General features: G+C 71.2%; 22 protein-coding genes and 2 tRNA genes. 16 read left to right on the forward strand and 8 right to left on the reverse strand.

Translation table 11 applies throughout. The features are described 5' to 3' along the window. Positions 1–2: 2 nt before the first annotated feature. The 3 genes from ABZV77_RS32805 (at position 3) to ABZV77_RS32815 (ending at position 1,208) form a co-directional block, all read left to right on the forward strand. Positions 3–353, forward strand: coding sequence for a hypothetical protein (locus ABZV77_RS32805; RefSeq protein ID WP_356264842.1), 351 nt, complete (start codon positions 3–5; stop codon positions 351–353). 119 nt (positions 354–472) lie between these two features. Beyond that, complete coding sequence (locus tag ABZV77_RS32810) at positions 473–1,144, forward strand: bifunctional DNA primase/polymerase (protein WP_356264844.1); 672 nt, start codon at positions 473–475, stop codon at positions 1,142–1,144. After that, a tRNA-Lys gene (locus tag ABZV77_RS32815) sits at positions 1,135–1,208 on the forward strand. Before ABZV77_RS32810 ends, ABZV77_RS32815 begins: the two co-directional genes overlap by 10 nt. Positions 1,209–1,279: 71 nt before the next feature. Here ABZV77_RS32815 and ABZV77_RS32820 read toward each other — a convergent pair. Next, on the reverse strand, positions 1,280–2,560 hold the full coding sequence (locus ABZV77_RS32820; RefSeq protein WP_356264847.1) for a M6 family metalloprotease domain-containing protein: 1,281 nt from the start codon (positions 2,558–2,560) through the stop codon (positions 1,280–1,282). Between the two features lie 328 nt (positions 2,561–2,888). On the opposite strand from ABZV77_RS32820, the gene ABZV77_RS32825 reads away from it, so the two are divergent. Then, positions 2,889–4,703 (forward strand): EAL domain-containing protein, encoded by a 1,815-nt coding sequence (locus tag ABZV77_RS32825; protein WP_356264850.1) that lies wholly within the window; start codon positions 2,889–2,891, stop codon positions 4,701–4,703. A gap of 28 nt (positions 4,704–4,731) precedes the next feature. Here ABZV77_RS32825 and ABZV77_RS32830 read toward each other — a convergent pair whose 3' ends face one another. Then, the gene (locus ABZV77_RS32830; protein ID WP_356264853.1) at positions 4,732–5,832 is read right to left on the reverse strand and encodes an LLM class flavin-dependent oxidoreductase; all 1,101 of its coding nucleotides are present in this window, start codon (positions 5,830–5,832) and stop codon (positions 4,732–4,734) included. A gap of 151 nt (positions 5,833–5,983) precedes the next feature. Here ABZV77_RS32830 and ABZV77_RS32835 point away from each other — a divergent pair, with 151 nt between their 5' ends. Together ABZV77_RS32835 and ABZV77_RS32840 are read left to right on the forward strand one after the other, a co-directional pair. Then, entirely contained in the window at positions 5,984–6,232 is a 249-nt protein-coding gene (locus ABZV77_RS32835; protein WP_356264855.1) for a hypothetical protein, read from the forward strand. Next, positions 6,229–6,489, forward strand: a complete 261-nt coding sequence (locus tag ABZV77_RS32840; protein WP_356264857.1) for a hypothetical protein — start codon at positions 6,229–6,231, stop codon at positions 6,487–6,489. The genes ABZV77_RS32835 and ABZV77_RS32840 overlap by 4 nt, the downstream gene beginning before the upstream one ends. Here ABZV77_RS32840 and ABZV77_RS32845 read toward each other — a convergent pair. Together ABZV77_RS32845 and ABZV77_RS32850 are read right to left on the reverse strand one after the other, a co-directional pair. Further along, positions 6,479–7,216 (reverse strand): decarboxylase, encoded by a 738-nt coding sequence (locus ABZV77_RS32845; protein WP_356264859.1) that lies wholly within the window; start codon positions 7,214–7,216, stop codon positions 6,479–6,481. The genes ABZV77_RS32840 and ABZV77_RS32845 overlap by 11 nt on opposite strands. Beyond that, positions 7,213–8,043, reverse strand: coding sequence for a decarboxylase (locus ABZV77_RS32850; RefSeq protein ID WP_356264862.1), 831 nt, complete (start codon positions 8,041–8,043; stop codon positions 7,213–7,215). Before ABZV77_RS32850 ends, ABZV77_RS32845 begins: the two co-directional genes overlap by 4 nt. 291 nt (positions 8,044–8,334) lie before the next feature. Between ABZV77_RS32850 and ABZV77_RS32855 the strand changes: the two genes are divergently transcribed. Both ABZV77_RS32855 and ABZV77_RS32860 read left to right on the forward strand, forming a co-directional pair. After that, positions 8,335–9,312: a D-2-hydroxyacid dehydrogenase gene (locus tag ABZV77_RS32855; RefSeq protein WP_356264865.1), complete on the forward strand. Its 978-nt coding sequence runs from the start codon at positions 8,335–8,337 to the stop codon at positions 9,310–9,312. 27 nt (positions 9,313–9,339) lie between these two features. Next, positions 9,340–10,743, forward strand: coding sequence for an amidase (locus ABZV77_RS32860; protein ID WP_356264868.1), 1,404 nt, complete (start codon positions 9,340–9,342; stop codon positions 10,741–10,743). 7 nt (positions 10,744–10,750) lie between these two features. Here ABZV77_RS32860 and ABZV77_RS32865 read toward each other — a convergent pair whose 3' ends face one another. After that, complete coding sequence (locus ABZV77_RS32865; RefSeq protein ID WP_356264871.1) at positions 10,751–11,251, reverse strand: DUF3830 family protein; 501 nt, start codon at positions 11,249–11,251, stop codon at positions 10,751–10,753. A gap of 97 nt (positions 11,252–11,348) precedes the next feature. Here ABZV77_RS32865 and ehuB point away from each other — a divergent pair, with 97 nt between their 5' ends. The 5 genes from ehuB to ABZV77_RS32890 all read left to right on the forward strand — a co-directional run bounded on the left by ehuB (position 11,349) and on the right by ABZV77_RS32890 (position 15,405). Further along, positions 11,349–12,281 carry an ectoine/hydroxyectoine ABC transporter substrate-binding protein EhuB gene (gene ehuB / locus ABZV77_RS32870; RefSeq protein ID WP_356264874.1) on the forward strand — a complete coding sequence of 311 codons (933 nt, stop codon included), beginning with the start codon at positions 11,349–11,351 and terminating at the stop codon, positions 12,279–12,281. Further along, positions 12,278–13,015 carry an ectoine/hydroxyectoine ABC transporter permease subunit EhuC gene (ehuC, locus tag ABZV77_RS32875; RefSeq protein WP_356264877.1) on the forward strand — a complete coding sequence of 246 codons (738 nt, stop codon included), beginning with the start codon at positions 12,278–12,280 and terminating at the stop codon, positions 13,013–13,015. The genes ehuB and ehuC overlap by 4 nt, the downstream gene beginning before the upstream one ends. Then, entirely contained in the window at positions 13,012–13,659 is a 648-nt protein-coding gene (ehuD, locus tag ABZV77_RS32880) for an ectoine/hydroxyectoine ABC transporter permease subunit EhuD (RefSeq protein ID WP_306332486.1), read from the forward strand. Before ehuC ends, ehuD begins: the two co-directional genes overlap by 4 nt. Next, the gene (ehuA, locus tag ABZV77_RS32885; RefSeq protein WP_356264881.1) at positions 13,649–14,464 is read left to right on the forward strand and encodes an ectoine/hydroxyectoine ABC transporter ATP-binding protein EhuA; all 816 of its coding nucleotides are present in this window, start codon (positions 13,649–13,651) and stop codon (positions 14,462–14,464) included. Before ehuD ends, ehuA begins: the two co-directional genes overlap by 11 nt. A 179-nt stretch (positions 14,465–14,643) precedes the next feature. Further along, complete coding sequence (locus ABZV77_RS32890; RefSeq protein WP_356264884.1) at positions 14,644–15,405, forward strand: IclR family transcriptional regulator C-terminal domain-containing protein; 762 nt, start codon at positions 14,644–14,646, stop codon at positions 15,403–15,405. A gap of 73 nt (positions 15,406–15,478) precedes the next feature. Here ABZV77_RS32890 and ABZV77_RS32895 read toward each other — a convergent pair. Next, positions 15,479–15,552: transfer RNA gene (locus tag ABZV77_RS32895), tRNA-Lys, on the reverse strand. 166 nt (positions 15,553–15,718) lie between these two features. Here ABZV77_RS32895 and ABZV77_RS32900 point away from each other — a divergent pair. Genes ABZV77_RS32900 through ABZV77_RS32910 form a run of 3 tightly spaced genes read left to right on the forward strand, consistent with a single transcriptional unit; the run spans position 15,719 to position 18,197 of the window. Next, positions 15,719–16,396: a DedA family protein gene (locus ABZV77_RS32900; protein WP_356264887.1), complete on the forward strand. Its 678-nt coding sequence runs from the start codon at positions 15,719–15,721 to the stop codon at positions 16,394–16,396. Between the two features lie 53 nt (positions 16,397–16,449). After that, entirely contained in the window at positions 16,450–17,562 is a 1,113-nt protein-coding gene (locus tag ABZV77_RS32905) for a sensor histidine kinase (RefSeq protein ID WP_356265196.1), read from the forward strand. After that, positions 17,553–18,197 carry a response regulator transcription factor gene (locus ABZV77_RS32910; protein ID WP_356264890.1) on the forward strand — a complete coding sequence of 215 codons (645 nt, stop codon included), beginning with the start codon at positions 17,553–17,555 and terminating at the stop codon, positions 18,195–18,197. The genes ABZV77_RS32905 and ABZV77_RS32910 overlap by 10 nt, the downstream gene beginning before the upstream one ends. 23 nt (positions 18,198–18,220) lie before the next feature. Here ABZV77_RS32910 and ABZV77_RS32915 read toward each other — a convergent pair whose 3' ends face one another. Next, positions 18,221–18,574, reverse strand: a complete 354-nt coding sequence (locus tag ABZV77_RS32915) for a hypothetical protein (RefSeq protein WP_356264892.1) — start codon at positions 18,572–18,574, stop codon at positions 18,221–18,223. A gap of 83 nt (positions 18,575–18,657) precedes the next feature. Continuing rightward, positions 18,658–20,316 carry an AMP-binding protein gene (locus ABZV77_RS32920; RefSeq protein WP_356264894.1) on the reverse strand — a complete coding sequence of 553 codons (1,659 nt, stop codon included), beginning with the start codon at positions 20,314–20,316 and terminating at the stop codon, positions 18,658–18,660. Positions 20,317–20,354 lie beyond the last annotated feature (38 nt).

Genomic DNA, 20,354 nt, shown 5'->3' on the forward strand with positions numbered 1-20,354 from the left:
CCATGGCGGAGCCCGAGCGGCCCCGGACCGAACAGCGCATGCGGCCCGCGCCGCTGCTCTTCGAACCGGCGGAGGCCGGTGCCGACCCGGAGCACTTCTTCGACCTGGAGTCGATGGAGGACCCGCGCGAGCTGCTTGACCGCGCGACCGAGCTGACCCACGCGTTCCGCGCCGCCACGGACCGGTCCGTCGAGTTCCAGGCGATCGCGGCCGCCCAGCTCGCCGACCCCCGCCGCTTCGACCGGATGACGCCCGCGCTGATCGCGGAGCGCGCGGAGTGGACCGAGGACTACGCGAAGAAGATGGTCGAGTTCGGCCGTGATCTGCTGCGGGGCGGCGCCGAGAAGCGTTAGCGGCTCAAGATCGTCTGGCATATGACAGAGGGGGCAAGGTACCCCACCCCGCCCCCTCCTGTCCCGATTTCCCGTAACCCCCAGAAATGGAACCTTCACTACCGGTAGACGTACCTGCCATGAGCAGTACATCCCTCCACACCGCCCCGTCCCCCGTCGGCGGCCCGTCCCCCACCGGGCCCGCCCACGACGCCTGTGACGACGTCACCGCCGAGGGAGCCGCCTGGCTGGCCTCCGCCGAAACGTATCCGCGGAGCGCCCTCACCCACTGGCGCAGCCGCCCCACCGCCCCCGCAGTGCTCCCCTGCGGCTCCGCGTTCGACGTGGTGAGCGTCCCCGCGGTCTTCGGGCGGCGGATGCTCGACCGGTTATGGGAGGAGGGCCCGGGATCGGGCCCGGTCGCCGCGCACCGCGGCCGCGTCCTGCTCTTCACCGCCCCCGGCACCGCACAGCGCCTGCCCGCCCTCCTGGAGTGGGAGGAGTGGGGTGCGGCGGTCCCTTCCGTGCTCTGTCACGGCACGGGCGACGCGGTCACCGTGCCGCCGCTCACCACCCCCGCCGAGGCCCCGGAAGCCACCGAGGGCACCCCGTGCACCGCGCCCGGCGGCCGCCTGGGATCGCGCTGGCTGGTGGCCCCGGGCACCCGGCATCCGTGGCTCCCGGGGCCCGAGGTGGCCCTCTGGGCGTGCGTCCGCGCGGCCCGTTCCGCGGTGTCGTCCGCCGTGCGCATATCGATTTTTCCTGGCGGCGATCAGAGTGCTAAGGTCTACGACGTCAGCAGGCGCCGCTAGCTCAGTTGGTTAGAGCAGCTGACTCTTAATCAGCGGGTCCGGGGTTCGAGTCCCTGGCGGCGCACAGACGGTGAGAAGCCCCTCGCGGAAGCGAGGGGCTTCTTGCGTATCGGCGCGAGCAGCTCGTACGCCACCTCAGCCCGCCGTGACCTGCACCGTCCACGCCCCGGACGCCGTCCGCCCCGCCACCTCGACGCGCACGTCGTGGCCCGGCACCGTGAAGCTCTCCCCCACCCGCACCGGCGCGTCCGCCAGCTGCGGATACACCGAGTCGCCCCAGCAGGACTCCGACTCCGGATGGGCGTCGACGACCTCGACGGGGCCGCCGCCCGACGCCGTCTCGTTCCGCACCTCGTAGGCGAGCACGCCCTCCGTGCACGTCGCGTGGTCGTTGCCCGTGGAGCCGCGCACCTCCAGGGCGAGCACACTGTCCCGGCCCGTGCGGACCACGGCGAGCCGGGTGCCGCCGAGGGCGCCCGGCGCGACGGGGGCCGCCAGCGGCTCCATGGTCAGCCGCTCCGTCCCCAGGCCGACGCACCGCACCTGCCGCGGTGCCAGCCAGCCCAGCTTCCACTTGTGCCAGCCGAAGAGGTCGGGGGCGAGCCCGAACTGGCTGCCCATGACGTCCCAGTCGCCGACGTAGGTGTCCCAGTCGCCCTTGCCGTCGGTGGGCCGGTGGTACAGGTCGGGCAGGTCGAAGACGTGGCCCGTCTCGTGGGCCAGGACGTTGCGGTCCGGCGGGTGCCGCTCGAAGACGGTGACGATGCGCCGGATGTCCGTGCCGTCGGCCCGCATCGGCCGGTCGAAGTTCACCACCTTCGTGGCGTCCGAGTCGACGCCGGGCGCGTCCGGGTCCGCGACGAAGTACACGACGTCGTACCGCGAGAAGTCCACGTGCGGATCGGCGGCGGCCACCGCGTCCCGCAGATAGGCGGCGCGGCGCTTGGGGTTCCAGTCGCGCTGTATGGCGTACGAGAGGGAGTTCCGCGGCATCTCGACCCACTCGCGCTGGGGGTGCGGGCGCAGCGCGAACTTGCCGTACGAGGCGCGCTCGAAGAACTGGCTGGTGGCCGGGAAGTAGTCGGCGGTCAGCTCGTCGGGGGTGGTCTGCGGCGGCGAGTCGGGGAAGGAGAGGAACACCATCACCGCGTTCAGGGTCCTGGCCGGGCGCGGGTAGGCGGTGTTCCAGGTGTCGAGGCCCTCCGAGTGGTGCGCGGCGGTGCGGCGCAGGGCGCACGGTCCCGCGGTGGAATCGGCGATCGCGGGGCCCGCGACCAGTGAGGTGGCGGCCAGGGCGGTCAGCGAGGTGAGGAAGGCGGCGGTGCTGCGCAGGCGGGAGTTCTCCCCTCCACGGGTGAGTCCCCAAGGGGGGAGCTGACGCGGCACGTCGACCTCCGGGTGCGGAATGCGGGACACCTCACCCACCTTGTGATGTTTTGTTGAAGTACGCCCTGTTTGTCTGGCCCTTCCGAGTGAGTACGGAACAAGGGCACGACACCCCGATCGCTCACGGAACGTCACAATCGATCGGGTCGCAACGGAACCAGTTCAGGGCCGAGCAGAAACGATCTGCCGACGACGGTGCACCCCACCCGGCCCGGTGGCACGGCTGGAACGGGCCTCTGGCCAGCCTCTATGATCGGCACACTTTCCTGCGCGGGCCCGGTCCCCCCACCGCCGCCCGCCCCCTGCCCGCCGCCCGACAAGACCTGTCCGGCAACAAACTGCACTGCGGGAGCAAGCGGTGAACGGAACGTCCGAAGGGACCGCATCCACGGTCACAGCGCCCGACCGAACCCGTACCGACGTCACGGAGCGTCGCCGAATCGACGGGTCCGACTACCGCGGCGCCTTCGCGACCGCGCCCCTCCCCCTCGCGGTCGTCGACGGCGAGGGCCTCGTCATCAGCGCCAACGACGCCATGGCCGCCCTCTTCGGCGCGGCCCCCGGCGCGCTCACCGGGCGCGTCGCCGCCGACCTGATCGATCTGGCCTCCGACGCCCGCACCTGGCACGCGTACCGCGAGGTGCTGCGCGGCCGACAGGCCAAGCTGCGCTGCACCCGGCGCCTGAAGCACCCCGACGGGCACTCCCTCTGGGTGCAGATCACCGTCTCGCCGATGCCGGAGCCCGTCGACCGGGACGAGGGCGGCGCCGTCCTGCTCGCCGCCGCCGACATCAGCACGCGCCGCGAGCTGCAGGCCAGGCTGCGCCATGTGCAGATGCACGACCCGGTGACCCGGCTGCCCAACCGCAACCTGTTCTTCGAGCGCCTCGCGACCGCCCTGGAGGCGGGGACGTACGACGACACGAGCACCGGCCGGATCGGGCTCTGCTACCTCGACCTCGACGGGTTCAAGGCGGTCAACGACACCCTCGGCCACCGGGTCGGCGACCGGCTGCTCGCCGCCGTCGCGGAGCGGCTCACGCGCTGCGCCGACCGGGCCGGGTACGGCAGATCGACGGCGCCGCTGGTCGCGCGGCTCGGCGGCGACGAGTTCGCGCTGCTCGTGGAGGACTCGACCGGCACCGATCAGCTGGCCGAGCTCGCCGACACGACATTGAAGGCGCTGCAGGAACCATTCGACCTGTCCGGGCAGCGGCTCTCCGTCTCCGCGTCCATCGGCGTCGTGGAGCGGCGCGCCGCGGGCACCACGACGACGGGTCTGATGCAGGCCGCCGACACCACGCTGTACTGGGCGAAGACCGACGGCAAGGCCCGCTGGACGCTGTTCGACCCCGAGCGCAACGCCCACCGGATGACCCGGCAGGCCCTCGCGAGCTCGCTGCGGCCCGCGGTCGAGCGCGGCGAGTTCGTCCTGGAGTACCAGCCGCTGGTGGGGCTCGACGACGAGGGCCTGCACGGCGTCGAGGCGCTGGTGCGCTGGCAGCATCCGCAGTTCGGCCTATTGACGCCGAATCGGTTCATCGGACTGGCCGAGGAGGACGGTTCGATCGTGCAGCTGGGCCGCTGGGTGCTGCGGAGCTCGTGTCTGCAGGCCAGGCGCTGGCAGCTGGAGCACCCGGAGCGGGAGCCCGTGTTCGTCAGCGTCAACGTGGCGGTGCGGCAGGTGTGGGACTCGGACCTCGTCGCGGACGTCGCGGAGATCCTCGCCGAGACCGGGCTGCCCGCCCACCTCCTGCAGCTGGAGCTCACCGAGTCCGCCGTGATGGGCTCGGCGGGCCGCCCGCTCCAGGCGCTGCAGGCGCTCAGCGACATGGGCGTGCGGATCGCCATCGACGACTTCGGGACGGGCTACTCGAACCTGGCCTACCTGAGCCGGCTCCCCGTCTCCGTCCTCAAGCTGGACGGCTCCTTCGTACGGGGTTTCCAGTACGAGGAGGGCGAGGAGCACACCAACCCCGCCGACGAGGTCATCGTCGAGGCGATGGTGCAGCTCGCCCACCGGCTGGGGCTCACGGTCACCGCGGAGTGCGTGGAGACGGCCGCCCAGGCCACGCGGCTGCGGCGGATCGGCTGCGACACGGGACAGGGCTGGCTCTACTCCCGGCCGGTCGCGGCGGATCGTATCTCCATACTGCTGGACGGGGCCGCCTGAGCGGTCGGCCCCTCCGGCGCAGGGGTGGTTACGCCTTGGGCAGGCCGTACGCGTCCGCGATCAGGTCGTAGCTGCGCAGGCGTGCCTCGCCGCTGTGGGCGTTGGCGGTGAGCATGAGCTCGTCGGCGCCCGTGCGCTTGGCGAGGTCGTCCAGGCCGCTGCGGACCTGGTCGGGGGTGCCGTGGATGACGTTGGAGTTCCAGGTGGTGATGAACTCCCGCTCCATCTCGGTGAACTCGTGCGCCGCCGCCTCCTCGGGGGTGGGCACGAGGCCGGGGCGGCCGGTGCGCAGGCGGACCATGTTCAGGGCGGCGGCCATGACCTGGCGCCTGGCCTCGTTCTCGTCCTCGGTCGCCAGCGCGGAGACGCCGATGAGGGCGTACGGGGCGGCAAGGAGCGCAGAGGGCTTGAACGACTCGCGGTAGAGGTCGAGCGCCGGGATCGTGTTCTGCGCGGAGAAGTGGTGCGCGAAGGCGAACGGCAGACCCAGGACACCGGCGAGGCGGGCGCTGAAGCCGGAGGAGCCGAGCAGCCAGAGCGGCGGGCGGTGCGGGGACTGGACGCCGCCGGGCGAGGTCGCCTGGACGGGACCTGGGACGGCGTGGATGCGGCGGTAGGGGTGGCCGTCGGGGAAGTCGTCGTCCAGGAAGCGCGTGAGCTCGGCGAGCTGCTCGGGGAAGTCGTCGGCGCCTTCGTTGAGGCGCTGGGTGCGGCGCAGGGCGGCGGCGGTGGCGCCGTCCGTGCCGGGGGCGCGGCCGAGGCCCAGGTCGACGCGGCCCGGGGCCATCGCCTCCAGGGTGCCGAACTGTTCGGCGATGACGAGCGGCGCGTGGTTGGGCAGCATGACGCCGCCCGAGCCGAGCCGGATGCGTCCGGTGTGGGCGGCTAGGTGGGCGAGGATCACGGCCGGGGACGAGGAGGCGACGCCGGGCATGGAGTGGTGCTCGGCGACCCAGTAGCGGTGGTAGCCGCGGGCCTCGGCCAGCTTGGCGATGTCGACGCTGGTGCGCAGGGCGTCGGTGGCGGTGCGCCCCGCGCCGACGGTGACGAGGTCGAGCACGGACAGGGGTACCGGCGCGGTGCCGTGCCGCTCGCCGTGGATGCCGTCGTCGGTGGGGTCCACTGTCACTTGGGGTGCCTCCTGCGCTGCGTGCGTACGTCGTCTCGTGGCTCTCTCGTGGGCACGGAACCGGCTCGCGTGGCCACGAATCCGGGAACAGGAGGCACACTCCGTTTTATTCCCCGCACGTCGGCGCGGCCGCCCGACTACGGTGCTGGGCATGGCTGATCCCCGGAAGACCCTCGTCGACGGAGTCGAGGTCGAGGTGCCCAACACCATCCCCGACATCCGCGCCGCCCTGCCCGCGGACCGGCGCGCGGAGTTCGACCGGGCCATCAACGCGGCGGGGGTCGACGAGATCCACGCGGTGATGCGGCACTGGATGCTGGAGGCCGTGCCCGATCCCGACGCCGAGGCCCGCCTCGCCCGGCTGGCCTCCGACGAGGCCGAGCGTCGGGGCACGTCATGAGCCCGCGCCACCGCAGGGCGCACCGCGTCACCTACGCGCCGCCCGCCGACGACACCCTCTCCAAGATGGGTGACGCCGACGCGTTCCGCGCCGCGCTGTCCCGCACCGTGGGCCGGTATCCGTACGGCCACGGCTCCACGCCCGTGCGGGACGACCCCGACCGCAGGGAGGCCACGGTCGACGGCGCGATCGTCCTGTACTACGTCTCCGGATCCGTCCAGACGTTAACGGTGGTGAGGCTGATCCTCAGCCCTTGACCTGGACCAGGGGCTCCTTCGTGAAGAGGGCGCCCAGCGCCGGGGCGTTCACGCGCCGCGAGGCGAGCCGCAGGGCCTCCCAGACCGTGACCTGGTTCGCCGTCAGGACGGGCTTGCCGAGCTCGGCCTCCAGATCACGGACGTACGCCGCCGTGTGCAGGGCCGTGTCCGGCAGGAGCAGCGCCTCGGCGTCCGGGTGGTCGCCCGCGCGGGCCAGCGCGAAGACCTCGTCGTGGCCCCACGTGCCGACCTCCGCCGCCGTGATGATGCCGCTCCCCCTCGCCGCCACGACCTCCACGCCCGCGTCCTTCAGGAACGCAGAGAAGTGCCCGGCCACGTCCTCCGGATAGGTCGCCGCGACCGCGACGCGGGTGGCTCCCACCTCGCGCGCGGCGTGGGCGAAGGCGAACGACGTCGACGAGGCGGGCAGTCCTGCCGTCACGGCCAGCTTGCGGACCTGGTCGTGCGCGCCCTCCCAGCCGAAGACGAAGCTGGCGCTGGTGCACGCCCACACGACCGCCTCCGCGCCGGAGAGCCGCAGCTCCTCGACGCCCGCGGCGAGCCGGTCGGCGGAGCCCATTTCGAGCAGCGCGTCGACCCGGTGCGCGTCCTCACCGATGTCCGTGTGGACGACCTGCAGCCGGATGTCGCTGCCGAGCATCTGCTCCATGCGGGGGTAGTCGTCCTCGGCCGAGTGCCCCGGGTAGAGAAATCCGAGTGCCGTCACGTCCAGCCTCCTCCTTCTGCGGGTGGTACTTCGGGCAGGCCCTGGGGCGGTGCCGGCGGGTTCAGCGGACTCGCGCCCGGCCTCGCCGTCGGATCGATCAGTGCCTGATAGGGCCCTACCGCACGGGTACCCAGTCGACGCAGTGCGGACCACATCGTCACCTGGTTCGCGGAGATCACCGGCATCCGCAGTTCCGCTTCCAGTTGCGGAATGACGTCGTACGTCGGCAGGTTCGTGCAGCTGATGAAGAGGCAGTCCACGCCGCCTTCGCTGCCGCGGACCGCGCGGCGTGCCATGTCGGCCACGTCCCGGTAGGGCACCTTCCAGATGTGCCGGGTGAGGCCGAGGTAGGCGCGTCCCGCAACGGCCACCTCCGCCTCCGCCAGGTACTCCTCCAGGGACTGGGTGACCGACCAGGTGTAGGGCGTGACGAGCGCGATGCGCCGCGCGCCCAGTTCGTCGAGGGCTTCCAGGAGTGCGCCCGAGGTGGTCACCGAGGCGACCGCGCCCTCGCGGGTCATGGCCTCGCACATCGCGCGTTCACCCGGTGTGCCGCCGACGAAGCTGCCCGACGTACAGGCGTACGCAAGGACTTCGGGCTCGGCGGCGGTGAGTGCGCGGACCGCCTCGGCGAGGGTCTCGTGCTCGCTGACCAGGCGCGCGAGGTCGAGGCTGACCTCCACTGGCACGTACGGCGTCCGGGTCAGATGAAGGGAGACCTCGTCCGGGATCCAGCGCCACAGTTCGCGGTCGAGGACGAAGTCGAAGGGGGCGACGACACCTACACCTCGCTGTGGGTGTGGTCCGCCGAGAAAAGAGACGTCCATGAGCAGTCCCCAAGTTCGTGCGTGTATTCAGGGACCGGCCGGGGGCCGGGGACGAGCGATGCCGGCGACGCGCCGGGACGTCGGGACGGGGAGTCGCTGCGCGGGCGTACCAACACAGCGTGTGCAATCGGCAGCACGGAGAGTACTGGTTCTTGGAGAGCCGGTACAGCAGTGCCTCTGTTGACGAAGGTAGGTTCGGGTGCGAGCGTGGTCAATCCGCACATCTCAGACGGCTGAGCCGACTTTGTGACGGGGCTCGGCCGTACCTCTGAACAGGGAAGCGGAATCTCATTGCGAAACGGTGTCCCGTCGGTTTCCGAAACGACCGTCCTCGTCCTTGACGCCGCGCCACCGACCCCGCCGCCACGCCTCGGAAGCCTGGCCGGGCAGGCCCGGATCCTCCACGCCGACCAGGCCACGCTGGCCGAGCGACTGCCCCTCGCCGACGCGCTGTTGGTCTGGGACTTCACCTCGGACGCGGTGCGCCGCGCCTGGCCCGGCGAGGGGCCGCGGCCGCGCTGGGTGCACACCGCGAGCGCGGGCGTGGACCATCTGATGTGCCCCGAACTCGCCGCGTCCGACACCGTGGTGACCAACGCCAGGGGCGTCTTCGACCAGCCCATCGCGGAGTACGTGGCCGCGCTGGTGCTCGCCATGGCCAAGGATCTGCCGCGCACCCTGGAGCTGCAGCGCGAGCGCTCCTGGCGCCACCGCGAGACCCAGCGGATCGCGGGCACGCGCGCGTGCGTGGTCGGCTCGGGGCCCATCGGGCGGGCCATCGTGCGCACGCTGAAGGGGCTCGGCATCATCACCGCCCTGGTGGGCCGCACGGCGCGGCCCGGGGTGCACGCCACGGAGGAGCTCGACCGGCTGATGGCGCGGGCCGACTGGGTGGTGTGCGCGGCGCCGCTCACGGACGACACGCGGGGCATGTTCGACGCGCGGCGCTTCGGCTTCATGCAGCCGTCGGCGCGGTTCATCAACATCGGGCGCGGGCCCCTCGTCGTCGAGGACGACCTGGTCGAGGCCCTGTCCAAGCGGTGGATCGCGGGCGCCGCCCTCGACGTGTTCGAGAACGAGCCGCTGTCCGCGGACTCCCCGCTGTGGACGACGCCGGGACTGCTCGTCTCCCCGCACATGAGCGGCGACACGATCGGCTGGCGCGACGCGCTGGGCGCGCAGTTCGTCGAGCTGTTCGAGGCGTGGGCGGCGGACCGGCCGCTGACGAACGTGGTCGACAAGGAACGTGGGTATGTCCCAGGTCATTGATCACCCCCCGTCTGCTGAGGAGCCTGCATGACCGAGCTCGCGGATCTCACGGCCGTACAACTCGTCAATGGCTATCGCAAGGGCGAATTCAGTCCGGTCGACGCGGTCCGTGCCGCCCTGCGCCGGGCCGAGGAGACCCAGCCCGCGGTGAACGCCTTCGTGCGGCTGACGCAGGATGCGGCGTTGTCGCAGGCCGAGGCCAGCGCGGAGCGGTGGCGGCGGGGTGCGCCGCAGGGCCTGGTGGACGGCGTTCCGGTGTCGGTGAAGGACCTGCTCCTGCTCCGCGGCGAGCCGACGCTGCGCGGCTCGCGGACGGTGCGTCCGGAGGGCAAGTGGAACGAGGACGCACCTGCGGTCGCCCGGCTGCGCGAGCACGGCGCGGTGTTCATCGGGCGGACCACGACACCGGAGTTCGGCTGGAAGGGTGTGACGGACGGACCGCAGAGCGGTATCACCCGGAATCCGCATGATCCGTCGCGGACGTCCGGCGGCTCCAGCGGGGGCAGCGCGGCCGCCGTGGCGGTCGGTGCGGGCCCCCTTTCGCTCGGCACGGACGGCGGCGGCTCGGTGCGGATCCCGGCGTCGTTCTGCGGGATCTTCGCGCTGAAGCCGACGTACGGCCGGGTGCCGCTGTATCCCGCGAGCCCGTTCGGCACGCTCGCCCACGTCGGGCCGATGACGCGCGACGCGGCGGACGCGGCCCTGATGATGGAGGTCATCACGGGCCCCGACGACCGCGACTGGTCGCAGCTCGGCCCCGTGGCGGGGAGCTTCCGTACGGGCCTGGACGGGGGCGTGCGCGGGCTGCGTGTCGCCTACTCCCCCTCGCTGGGCGGGCAGGTCGCGGTGCGTCCCGCCGTCGCGGCGGCGGTGCGCAGGGCCGTGGAGTCGCTCGCGGCGCAGGGCGCGTACGTCGAGGAGGCCGACCCCGACTTCTCCGACCCGGTGGAGGCCTTCCACACCCTGTGGTTCAGCGGGGCGGCGCGCGTCGTACAGCATCTGTCGCCCGCACAACGGGAGTTGCTCGACCCGGGGCTGCGGGAGATCTGCGGGCAGGGCGCGCGGTACAGCGCGCTGGACTACCTCACGGCCGTCGACATCCGGATGGATCTCGGGCGCCGCATGGGCCGCTTCCACTCGACGCACGACCTGCTGGTCACGCCGACGCTGCCGATCACCGCGTTCGAGGCGGGCGTCGAGGTGCCGAAGGGGTCGGGGCACCGGCGCTGGACCGGCTGGACCCCGTTCACGTACCCCTTCAACCTCACCCAGCAGCCCGCCGCGACGGTGCCCTGCGGGGTCGACGACGACGGCCTGCCCATCGGGGTGCAGATCGTCGCGGCGCGGCACGCGGACACGGTGGTGCTCCGTGCCGCGCACGCGCTGTACGAGTCGGGCAGCGCCGCCATCGCGCCGCCCGCACTCGGCTGAACGCGCCTCAGGCGCGGCGGAAGTTCAGCGTCTCGCCCTGGGCGCCCGCACGCCACAGGTCGTTGCAGGCCTCGGCCATCCGGTCGAGGCCATCGACGATCTGGCCCCAGACGATGCCGGGGACCCATCCGACGTCACCGTTCAGGAGCAGGTTGTTCCGTTCGTAGAAGAGGGCCAGGTCGACGACGGTGGTGCCTGCCTGGACGTCGGCCTCGGCCTCGTATCCGTACGCCTGGGTGCCCAGTTCCGTACCGGAGAAGGAGAAATAACAGAGATCTCCCGGGATGGGAGTGACTGTCGGATTCTCCAGCGGCGGCTCACGGTCCGCGAAAGCCGGAAAGAGGGCATAGATCTCGTTGCGCGCATACTTCGCGTGATAGACGTCCGAGCCGAGCGGCAGTGCCTCCCACACCGCCGCGCAGGTCACCGGAGCCCGGTCGTCGAGCAGTTTTGCCGTGCACTGAACCCCTCGCTTGGCGAGGGAGACTTCGATGAATCGCTCTGCCATGTGTCCCATGCTCCTCCCTGGGTCAAGGGGACAACGATTGCATCAGGGGCCTGAATTCATCGGCATAACTCGCGTGGAGTCGGGTAGCCGCGCGCCCATGGCTCCACCACTTGGGAACAACGAGGGATTCATCGGCAGAGCAGTGCGCCGCCGCGCCCTGCTCACCGGAGCGGGCGGGGCGGCTCTGGGCGTATTCGGGGCGTCGGCATGCAGCCGCGTGCCCGACGAGGGGAAGGTTGAGGGGGGCGATCTGCTGGACCGCCTGCGCGACAGCGGCACGGTCAGGATCGGTGTCGCGGGCGAGGTCCCGTTCGGATACATCGACGAGAACGGCGAGGTCACGGGCGAGGCGCCGGCGATCGCCAAGGTCATCTTCCCCCGCCTCGGCGTACCCAAGGTGGAGGCGGTACCCACCAAGTTCGGTGCTCTGATCCCGGGCCTCACGCAGGCCCGGCAGTTCGACGTGGTGTCGGCGGGCATGTACATCACCCCGGTGCGCTGCGCCCAGGTGCTGTTCTCCGACCCCGACTACCTGATGCTCGACTCCTTCATCGTGAAGAAGGGCAACCCGCACGGCATCAAGAATTACGAGGACATCGCCAAGAAGGGCCTGAAGCTGGCGAGCGGCACCGCCTACGCGGAGATCGCCTACGCCGAGGCCGCCGGTGTGAAGGACGTCCTCGTCCTGCCCGACCAGGTGGCGGGCCGGGATGCCGTGGCCCAGGGCCGGGTGGACGCCTTCGCGGGCACCAACGTCACCGTGCGCACGGTGATCAAGAACAACTCCCGGGTCGAGGCGACGGAGCCCTTCCAGCCCATAGTCGACGGCAAACCGGCCTACGGCGCGGGCGGCTTCGCCTTCCGGCCCTCCGAGAAGAACCTGCGGGACGCCTTCAACAAGGAGCTGCACAAGCTCAAGGAGAGCGGCGAACTCCTGCGCATCGTCAAACCGTTCGGCTTCACCGAGGCCGAGATGACGAAGCTGACCGTGGAAAAGCTGTGTCCCCCGGCGAAGGGCGCCTCGTCATGATGTCGTCGGAGTTCTTCGAGAACTGGTTCCTGCCGGGCATCTGGATCACCATCCAGGTCACGGTCCTCAGCGCGGCCCTCGCCTTCGTGATCGCCTTCCCGATCGGCGTGCTGCGCACCTCCCGGCTGTGGATCGTGCGGTTCCTCGCCGGGGCCTACTTCGAGATCTTCCGCAGCACGTCGTCGCTGGTCTTCATGTTCTGGATCGCGTTCACGGTGCCGCCACTGTTCAACATCAGCTTCGAACCGATGTTCGCGGGCGTCCTGGCGCTCGGCATCACATACGGGGCGTACGCCTCGGAGATCGTGCGCGGCGCGCTCGCCGCGGTGCCGACCGCACAGCGCGAGGCGGGCATCGCCCTGAACTTCACCCCGACGCAGCGGCTGCGCCGCATCGAACTGCCGCAGGCCTGGCCGGAGATGATCCCGCCGTTCAACAACCTGCTCATCGAGCTGCTGAAGGGCACGTCGCTGGTGTCCCTCATCGCGGTGGCCGACATGACCTTCGCCGGTGACCTGCTGCGGCTCGTCAAGAATGAGAGCGCGCCGATCTACACGCTGCTGCTCGTCCTGTACTTCGTCCTCGCGTTCCTCCTCACGCGCGGCATGCGGCTCCTGGAGCGGCACGCCAAGAAGCGGGTGGGGCAGACGCCGGAGAAGACGAGCCTGTTCGGCGGGCTGCGCTCCAAGTCGTCGATCGACGTCGTCGTCTCGGCCACGGGGGTTGGCAAGTGAACTGGAACTGGGATCACGTCGACGAGTTCATGCCGCTCTTCTGGGACGGTGTGGAACTCACGCTCAAGGCGCTGCTCTTCGGCTCCTTGATCGCCTTCTCCCTGGGGCTGGTCTGGGCGGTCGCCCAGCGCTCGCCGAAGAAGTGGATCCGCTGGCCGGTCACGGTGGTGACCGAGTTCATCCGGAACACCCCGCTCCTGGTGCAGCTGTTCTTCCTGTTCTACGTGGTGCCGGAGTGGGGGCCCTCGATGTCCCCGCTCACCACGGGCATCGTCGGGCTCGGGCTGCACTACTCGACGTACACCTCCGAGGTCTACCGGGCGGGCATCGAGGGCGTACCGGCGGGACAGTGGGAGGCGGCGACCGCGCTCAGCCTCTCCAAGCGCCGCACCTGGACGGCCGTGGTCCTGCCGCAGGCGGTCCGCAGGGTGATCCCCGCGCTCGGCAACTACGTGATCGTCATGCTGAAGGAGTCGCCGCAGATGGCGGCCATCGGCGCGCTCGACATGCTGGGCCAGGCCCAGAACTACAGCCAGACGACCTTCACCTTCGAGGCGATCAGCGTGGTCGGTGTCGCCTTCATCGTCATCGCCTACCCGGCCTCTCTTCTTCTGCGAGTTTTGGAGCGTCGCCTTGTCCGCTGACAACAGCACTTCCCAGGAAATCCCCAACCCGGCCGTCGACGGCAGCGAGCTGATCCGCTTCGACAAGGTCGTCAAGCGCTACGGCTCGAACGTCGTCCTCGACGAGCTGGACTTCTCCGTCGCCTCCGGCAAGCACGTGACGCTGATCGGGCCCTCCGGTTCCGGCAAGACCACGATCCTGCGGCTCCTCATGACGCTGGTGAAGCCGGAGCAGGGCACGATCAAGGTGGGCGGCAACTACCTCACCCACGAGGAGAAGAACGGCAAGCTCGTCCCCGCGGGCGAGAAGCACGTCCGCGAGGTCCGCAAGAACATCGGGATGGTGTTCCAGCAGTTCAACCTCTTCCCGAACATGAAGGTCCTGCGCAACGTCATGGAGGCGCCGGTCAGCGTCCTCGGCCTGTCCAAGGACGAGGCCGAGCAGCGCGCCCGCGAACTGCTCGACCTGGTCGGGCTCGGCGACCGCTGCGACGCCTACCCGACGCAGCTCTCCGGCGGCCAGCAGCAGCGCGTCGCCATCGCGCGCGCCCTGGCGATGCGCCCGCAGGTGCTGCTGCTCGACGAGGTGACGTCCGCGCTCGACCCGGAGCTGGTGGCGGGCGTCCTGGACGTGCTCCGCGACATCGCGCACACCACGGACATCACGATGCTGTGCGTGACGCACGAGATGAATTTCGCGCGGGACATCTCCGACCAGGTGCTCATGTTCGACTCGGGTCGGGTCATCGAATCCGGCACGCCGGAGAAGATCTTCACCGAGCCGGAGCACGAGCGCACCCGTGAATTCCTCAGCGCGGTGCTGTGACGGATGAGGCGGGCCCACGGTCAGTGGCATGACCTGGGCATATGCCAGAGTGGCGCGTTCCTGATGACAGATCCGGAACGCGCCACCAATCTCCTCAACAGACGCTCCGAATACGCCACTTGACGGTTATCGTGGGACGGAGCCCAACTGTCCGGAACAGTTCCACGCAGGGGGAAGCCGTGGCGTTGCAGCACGAGGCGATCACGCCGCACAGCTCCGTCCAGAGCGCCCTGCGGGTGCTCGAGACCGTCGCCCGGCACAGCACCGGAGTGACCGCCGCCCGGATCTCCCGCGACACCGGACTGCCCCTGTCCCAGCTGACCCCCCTGCTCCGCATGCTGAGCAGCGAGGGGTACGTAGAACAGCTCACCGACGGCGAGGCGTACGTCACCGGGGAGACCCTCAGCCGTCTCGGCTCGACCCGCCACCATGCGCAGGCGCTGCACGAGAAGCTCCAGCGCACCCTGGACGGGCTGCGCGACTCCATCGGCGCCGCGGTCTACATCAGCCGGTACGTGGACGGCGAGGTCCGCGTCACCGAGTTCGCGGCAGGCCCCCGCACCCCCGCGGTCAATGAATGGGTGGACTTCCGCTCCTCCGCCCACGCCAGCGCGGTCGGCAAGAGCCTGCTCACCCAGCTCGACGTGAACGGCCGCAGGGACCACCTCTCCCGCCACAAGATGGCCCGCCTCACCTCCCGGACGATCACGAACGAGCGGGTCCTGCTCAACCGTCTGGCGTCCCAGCCCGCCACGGTCCCCATCCTCGACCTCCAGGAGTACGCGGTCGGCACGGTCTGCGCGGCCGTCCCCATCACCGCGGGCTCCGCCGTCGGCTGCCTCGCCCTGTCCCTGCCGGTCGAGCACGCCCACCGGCTGCGCGAGGCGGCGGACACGCTCAACCGCGGGGCGGCGCCGGTGCTGCTCTCGCTCGCGATCTAGCGGAGTCCCTGGGTGCCGGTACGCCGAAAGGGCGTCCCCGGAAGACCGGGAACGCCCTTTCGACATTCGCAAGTGCGCCGCCAGGGACTCGAACCCCGGACCCGCTGATTAAGAGTCAGCTGCTCTAACCAACTGAGCTAGCGGCGCCTGCTGACTCATTAATAGTACCTGGTCCCAGGGGGTGCTTCGGACCAGGCACTGCCCAGGTTCTGACCAGGTGGGGACGAGGCGCGGACCAGGTGCGGGAAACCGCACCCCCATCCGACGGCAACCCTCATACCGCCGATGACCTGCGGTTTCTAGCGTTGCTCCCATGGACCTCATGACTCTCGCCCTCCCCGAGGAGCCCGCCGGTGGCATCGCGGGCTGGGCCGCGGACCTCGTGGACACCCTGGGCGGGCCCGGCGCGGGGCTCGCCATCGCCCTGGAGAACCTCTTCCCGCCGCTGCCCAGCGAGGTGATCCTGCCGCTGACCGGCTTCGCCGCCGGGCAGGGAGTGATCAGCCTCGCCTCCGCGCTGTTCTGGACGACGCTCGGCTCCGTGGTCGGCGCCGCCGCCCTGTACTGGATCGGGGTGCTCTTCGGACGCGAGCGCATGCACGCCCTGTGGGCGAAGCTGCCGCTGGTCAAGACCTCCGACCTGGAGCGGACCGAGGCGTGGTTCGCCAAGCACGGCACCAAGGCCGTCCTCTTCGGCCGGATGGTGCCGATCTTCCGCAGCCTGATCTCCGTGCCCGCCGGTGTGGAGCGGATGCGGCTGCCGGTCTTCCTCGCCCTGACCACGCTGGGCAGCCTGGTCTGGAACTCCGTGCTCGTGCTTGCCGGGTACTGGCTGGGCGACCAGTGGGACGTGGTCGAGACGTACGTGGGGCTCCTGTCCAAGGCCGTCCTGGTCCTGGCCGTCGCGGCCGTCGCGGTCTACGTGGCGGTGCGCGTCCGGTCCGGGAAGCGGTCGCGGGACACCGCCGAGGCCCGCCACCGTCGGACCTAGGGGCTCGGCTAGTGTCGGGCGATGTGAGAGAACCCGTTGCCGCGCCGCTGCTCATGCGGGTCGCCGGGGTGCTCGTGGGGTGCCTCACCGCCCTGCTCGGGCTGCTGTACTTCATCGTCGCGGGGGCGGTCCTCGGCGCCTTCCTGCTCTGGCCGCGCACCCGCGTGCGCGCCCACGCGCTGCTCGCGGCGGGCGCCCGCAGGCTCACCGCGCTGGAGCGGTGGCGCCGGTCCCTCTTCTTCCACGACGTGTTCCCCGAGCACCGCGCCGACGACCGGCAGATCCTGCGCTATCTCGCGGCCCGCACCTACTCCGGGCTGCTGTGCGCGGTCGTGGTCGGGCTCGTCGACTTCGGTGCCGTCCTCGCGGGGATCTTCGCGGTCGCGCTCACCCGGTCGTCGATGACCTGGGTGGACGTGCTCAGCCAGGTCGTGCTCGGCGGCACCCTGCTCTTCCTCGCCGTGCAGGGGCTGCGCGCGCTGACCGAGCAGGACGCCCGGCTGGCCCGCGAGTGCTTCGGCCCCTCCGAGCGCGAACTCCTCCAGCGCCGCATCGACGAGCTGGCCACCAGCCGGGCCGCGGTGGTGCGGGCGGTCGACGTGGAGCGGCGGCGCGTCGAGCGCGATCTGCACGACGGCGTGCAGCAGCGGCTCGTCGCCCTCGCCATGCTGCTCGGCCGGGCCCGCCGCGGCCGCACCCCCGAGCGGGCCGACGCCCTGCTCGAACAGGCCCACAAGGAAGCCCAGGAGGTCCTCACCGAGCTGCGTGAGGTGGCCTGGCGGGTCTACCCCACGGCGCTCGACAGCCTGGGTCTTCGCGAGGCGCTCGGCGGGGTGTCGGAGCGGTGCGCGGTGCCCGTGCGCATGGAGTACGACGTACCGGATCCGCTGCCCTCCGCCGTCGAGACGGCGGCCTACTTCGTCGTGTCGGAGGCCGTGAACAACGCGGCCAAGCACGCGGCGGCCGACGAGGTCTCCGTCCGCGTACAGCAGCGGGGGACGACGCTCAGCGTCCTCGTCCGCGACACCGGGGTCGGCGGCGCCGACCCCACGGGCAGCGGACTCACCGGCCTGGGCAGCCGGGTCGCCGCGCTCGACGGCACACTGCACGTCGAAAGCCCCCTCGGGGGTCCCACCACGATCACCGCGGAGCTGCCGTGCGCGTAATCCTCGCCGAGGACTCGACCCTGCTGCGGGAGGGCCTGATCCGGCTGCTCGCCGAGGAGGGCCACGAGGTCCTCGCCGCCGTGGGCGACGCGGACGCGCTCCTGCGCGAGGTCGAGGCGCACACCCCCGACGTCGTCGTCACCGACATCCGGATGCCGCCCGACCACACCGACGAGGGCCTGCGCGCCGCGGTGCGCATCCGTGAACTCCGCCCGGAGATCGGCGTGGTCGTCCTCTCCCAGTACGTGGAGCGCAACTACGCGGCGCAGCTGCTCACTTCGAGCGCCGAGCGGGTCGGCTACCTCCTCAAGGACCGGGTCGCCCAGGTCGAGGAGTTCCTGGACGCGCTGGAGCGGGTGCATGCCGGTGGCGCCGCCATCGACCCCGAAGTCGTACGGCAGTTGCTCATCCGCACCACCCACGTCGACCCGCTGACCCGCCTCACCCCGAGGGAGCGCACGGTCCTGGAGGCGCTGGCCGAAGGGCACACCAACGCGGCCATCGGGGAGAAGCTGCACATCTCCCTGAGCGCGGTCGAGAAGAACCTCAACGCGATCTTCGACAAGCTGGGCCTGCACCGGACGACCGGCTATAGCCGCCGGGTCCTCGCGGTGCTGCGGTACTTGGAGTCCTGAGGTCCCGCGCCTGTGGGGCGGGCCTACGACAGGACGAAGCCGTCCATGAACAGCGCCGCGACGAGACCCGCGGCCAGCAGCCAGGTGCCGAGCCGGGTGCGGCCGCGGCGGCTCAGTTCGATCACTCCGCCGCAGAGGATGAGCAGCAGGCCGTAGACGCCGACGACGAGGACCGAGGAGCGGCTCGCAAGACGCAGCACGAGCACCACCGCCGCCGCGGCCATCAGCAGTGAGGCCGCGGCGATGCGGGCGCGCCGGGCGCGGGCGGCGGGGGTGGGGCCGTCCTGGGGCATGACCTCGTCCTGGAGACCGTCCTGGAGGTCATCCTGCGTCGGGTCGCTCGGTGCCGTCGGCTCGGTCTGTTCTGGCGCGCTCATGGATGTGGATCGTAATCGTTCGTGCGAACGGTTTTACCGAGTTGTGTTCCTTCACCACGGATTCCTCACGCACCACGGATTCCTCACGCGAGCAGGGATTCGCGGCCCTGATCCCGGTAGTGGCCCAGGAGGTTCGCCACGTCGGCGGGCGTCAGGCGGTCATACGTGGCGGCGCCGGGCGGGCGCCACCAGACCGGGTCGGCGCAGCGGAAGCCCTCGCGGCGCAGCGCCCCGCGTGCGACCTTGTTCGTCGCCGTCACCGGCATCCGCCGGACCACCCGCACGAAGCGGGGTGTCATCTTCGTCCCCAAGTCGGGCTGGCTCAGCAGGAATTCGGCGAAGTCGAGCGGGTCGAAGGGGGTGTCGGGCGGGGGCGCGAGCGCCGCCATCACCTGGTCGCCGGAGACCGGGTCGGGCACCGCGTACACGGCGACCGCCGCCGCTCCCGCGTACCGCGCGAGGATGTTCTCGATCATCGCCGCCGCCAGGTTCTCGCTGTCCACCCGCAGCCGGTCGTCCGTGCGCCCGGCGAAGTAGAGATACCCGGCGGTGTCGCGGTAGAAGAGGTCTCCCGTCCAGTACCAGCCGTCCCGTTGGCGTTCCGCCTGGGCCTGCGCGTTGCGCCAGTACCCCTCGAAGGGGTTCGACCCGCGGTTCACCAACTCCCCTATCGCCGACTCGCCGTTGAGGAGGCGGCCGGAGTCGGTGAAGCGGGCCGCCTCGCACTCCCGGCGCGTCCCCGGGTCCACCACCGCGAGGTCGTCGCCGGGTGCCGCGCGGCCGATCGCCCCCTGGGGCGTGCCCGGGGTGCGCTGGATCGCCGCGCCGCCCTCGGAGGATCCGTATCCCTCGACGAGCCGCACCCCGAACCGCGCCTCGAAGCGTGCCGCGTCCACCGCACCGGCCTCGGTCCCGAAGCCGACCCGCAGGGGGTTCTCCCGGTCGTCCGGGCGCTCGGGCGTGGCCAGGACGTACTGGACCGCCCGCCCCACGTAGGTGAAGTACGTCGCCCCGAAGTCGCGTACGTCGGCGAGGAACCGGGACGCGGAGAAGCGGGCGCGCAGCGCCACGCCCGCGCCCGCGGCGAGCGCCGGGGCCCAGTCGGCGATCACCGCGTTGCCGTGGAACATGGGCATGCAGATGTAGTGGGTGTCATCGGCGCGCACGCCGAAGTGGGTGACCAGGGAGCGGCCTGCCGCGGCGAGGCGGCCCTGGCTGCAGATCGCCGCCTTGGGCGCGCCGGTCGAGCCGGAGGTGAAGTAGAGCAGCATGCGGCTGTCGGGGCGCACGGTCCTCGCGATGTCCGGCTTCGCGTCTGCGTAGGGCGCGAGGAGGTGCGTGTAGGCGTCCGTGTCGGTCACCAGGAGGCGTACGCCGGGGAGTTCGAGGCCGTCGAGCAGGGGCAGGTGGGCCTGTTCCGTGACGAGGACCGTGCAGTCGGTGTGCAGGATGTCGCGGGCCAGCTCGGGGCCGCGCCGGGTGGGGTTGATGCCTGCCACGGCGGCGCCCGCGAGTGCCGCCGCGCTCAGCCAGAGCGGGTACTCGGGGGTGTTGTCGAGCAGGACGCCGATGTGTGGCGCGGCGTGCCGTGGCAGCAGGTCGGCGAGGAGCGCGGCTCTGGCCGCCGCGCCCGCCGTCATCTGGTGGTGGCTGAGCTCACCGCCCGCGTGGCGCAGGCCGGTGCGGTGGTCGCCCCACCGCGCCTGTACGAGTTCCGCGACCGTTGCATCGGTGGACTCCATGGGCGCGCACGATAATTGACGCTCCGTCAGAAGTGGAG

This window comes from Streptomyces sp. NPDC004732 (assembly GCF_040609235.1).
Lineage (GTDB): Bacteria > Actinomycetota > Actinomycetes > Streptomycetales > Streptomycetaceae > Streptomyces.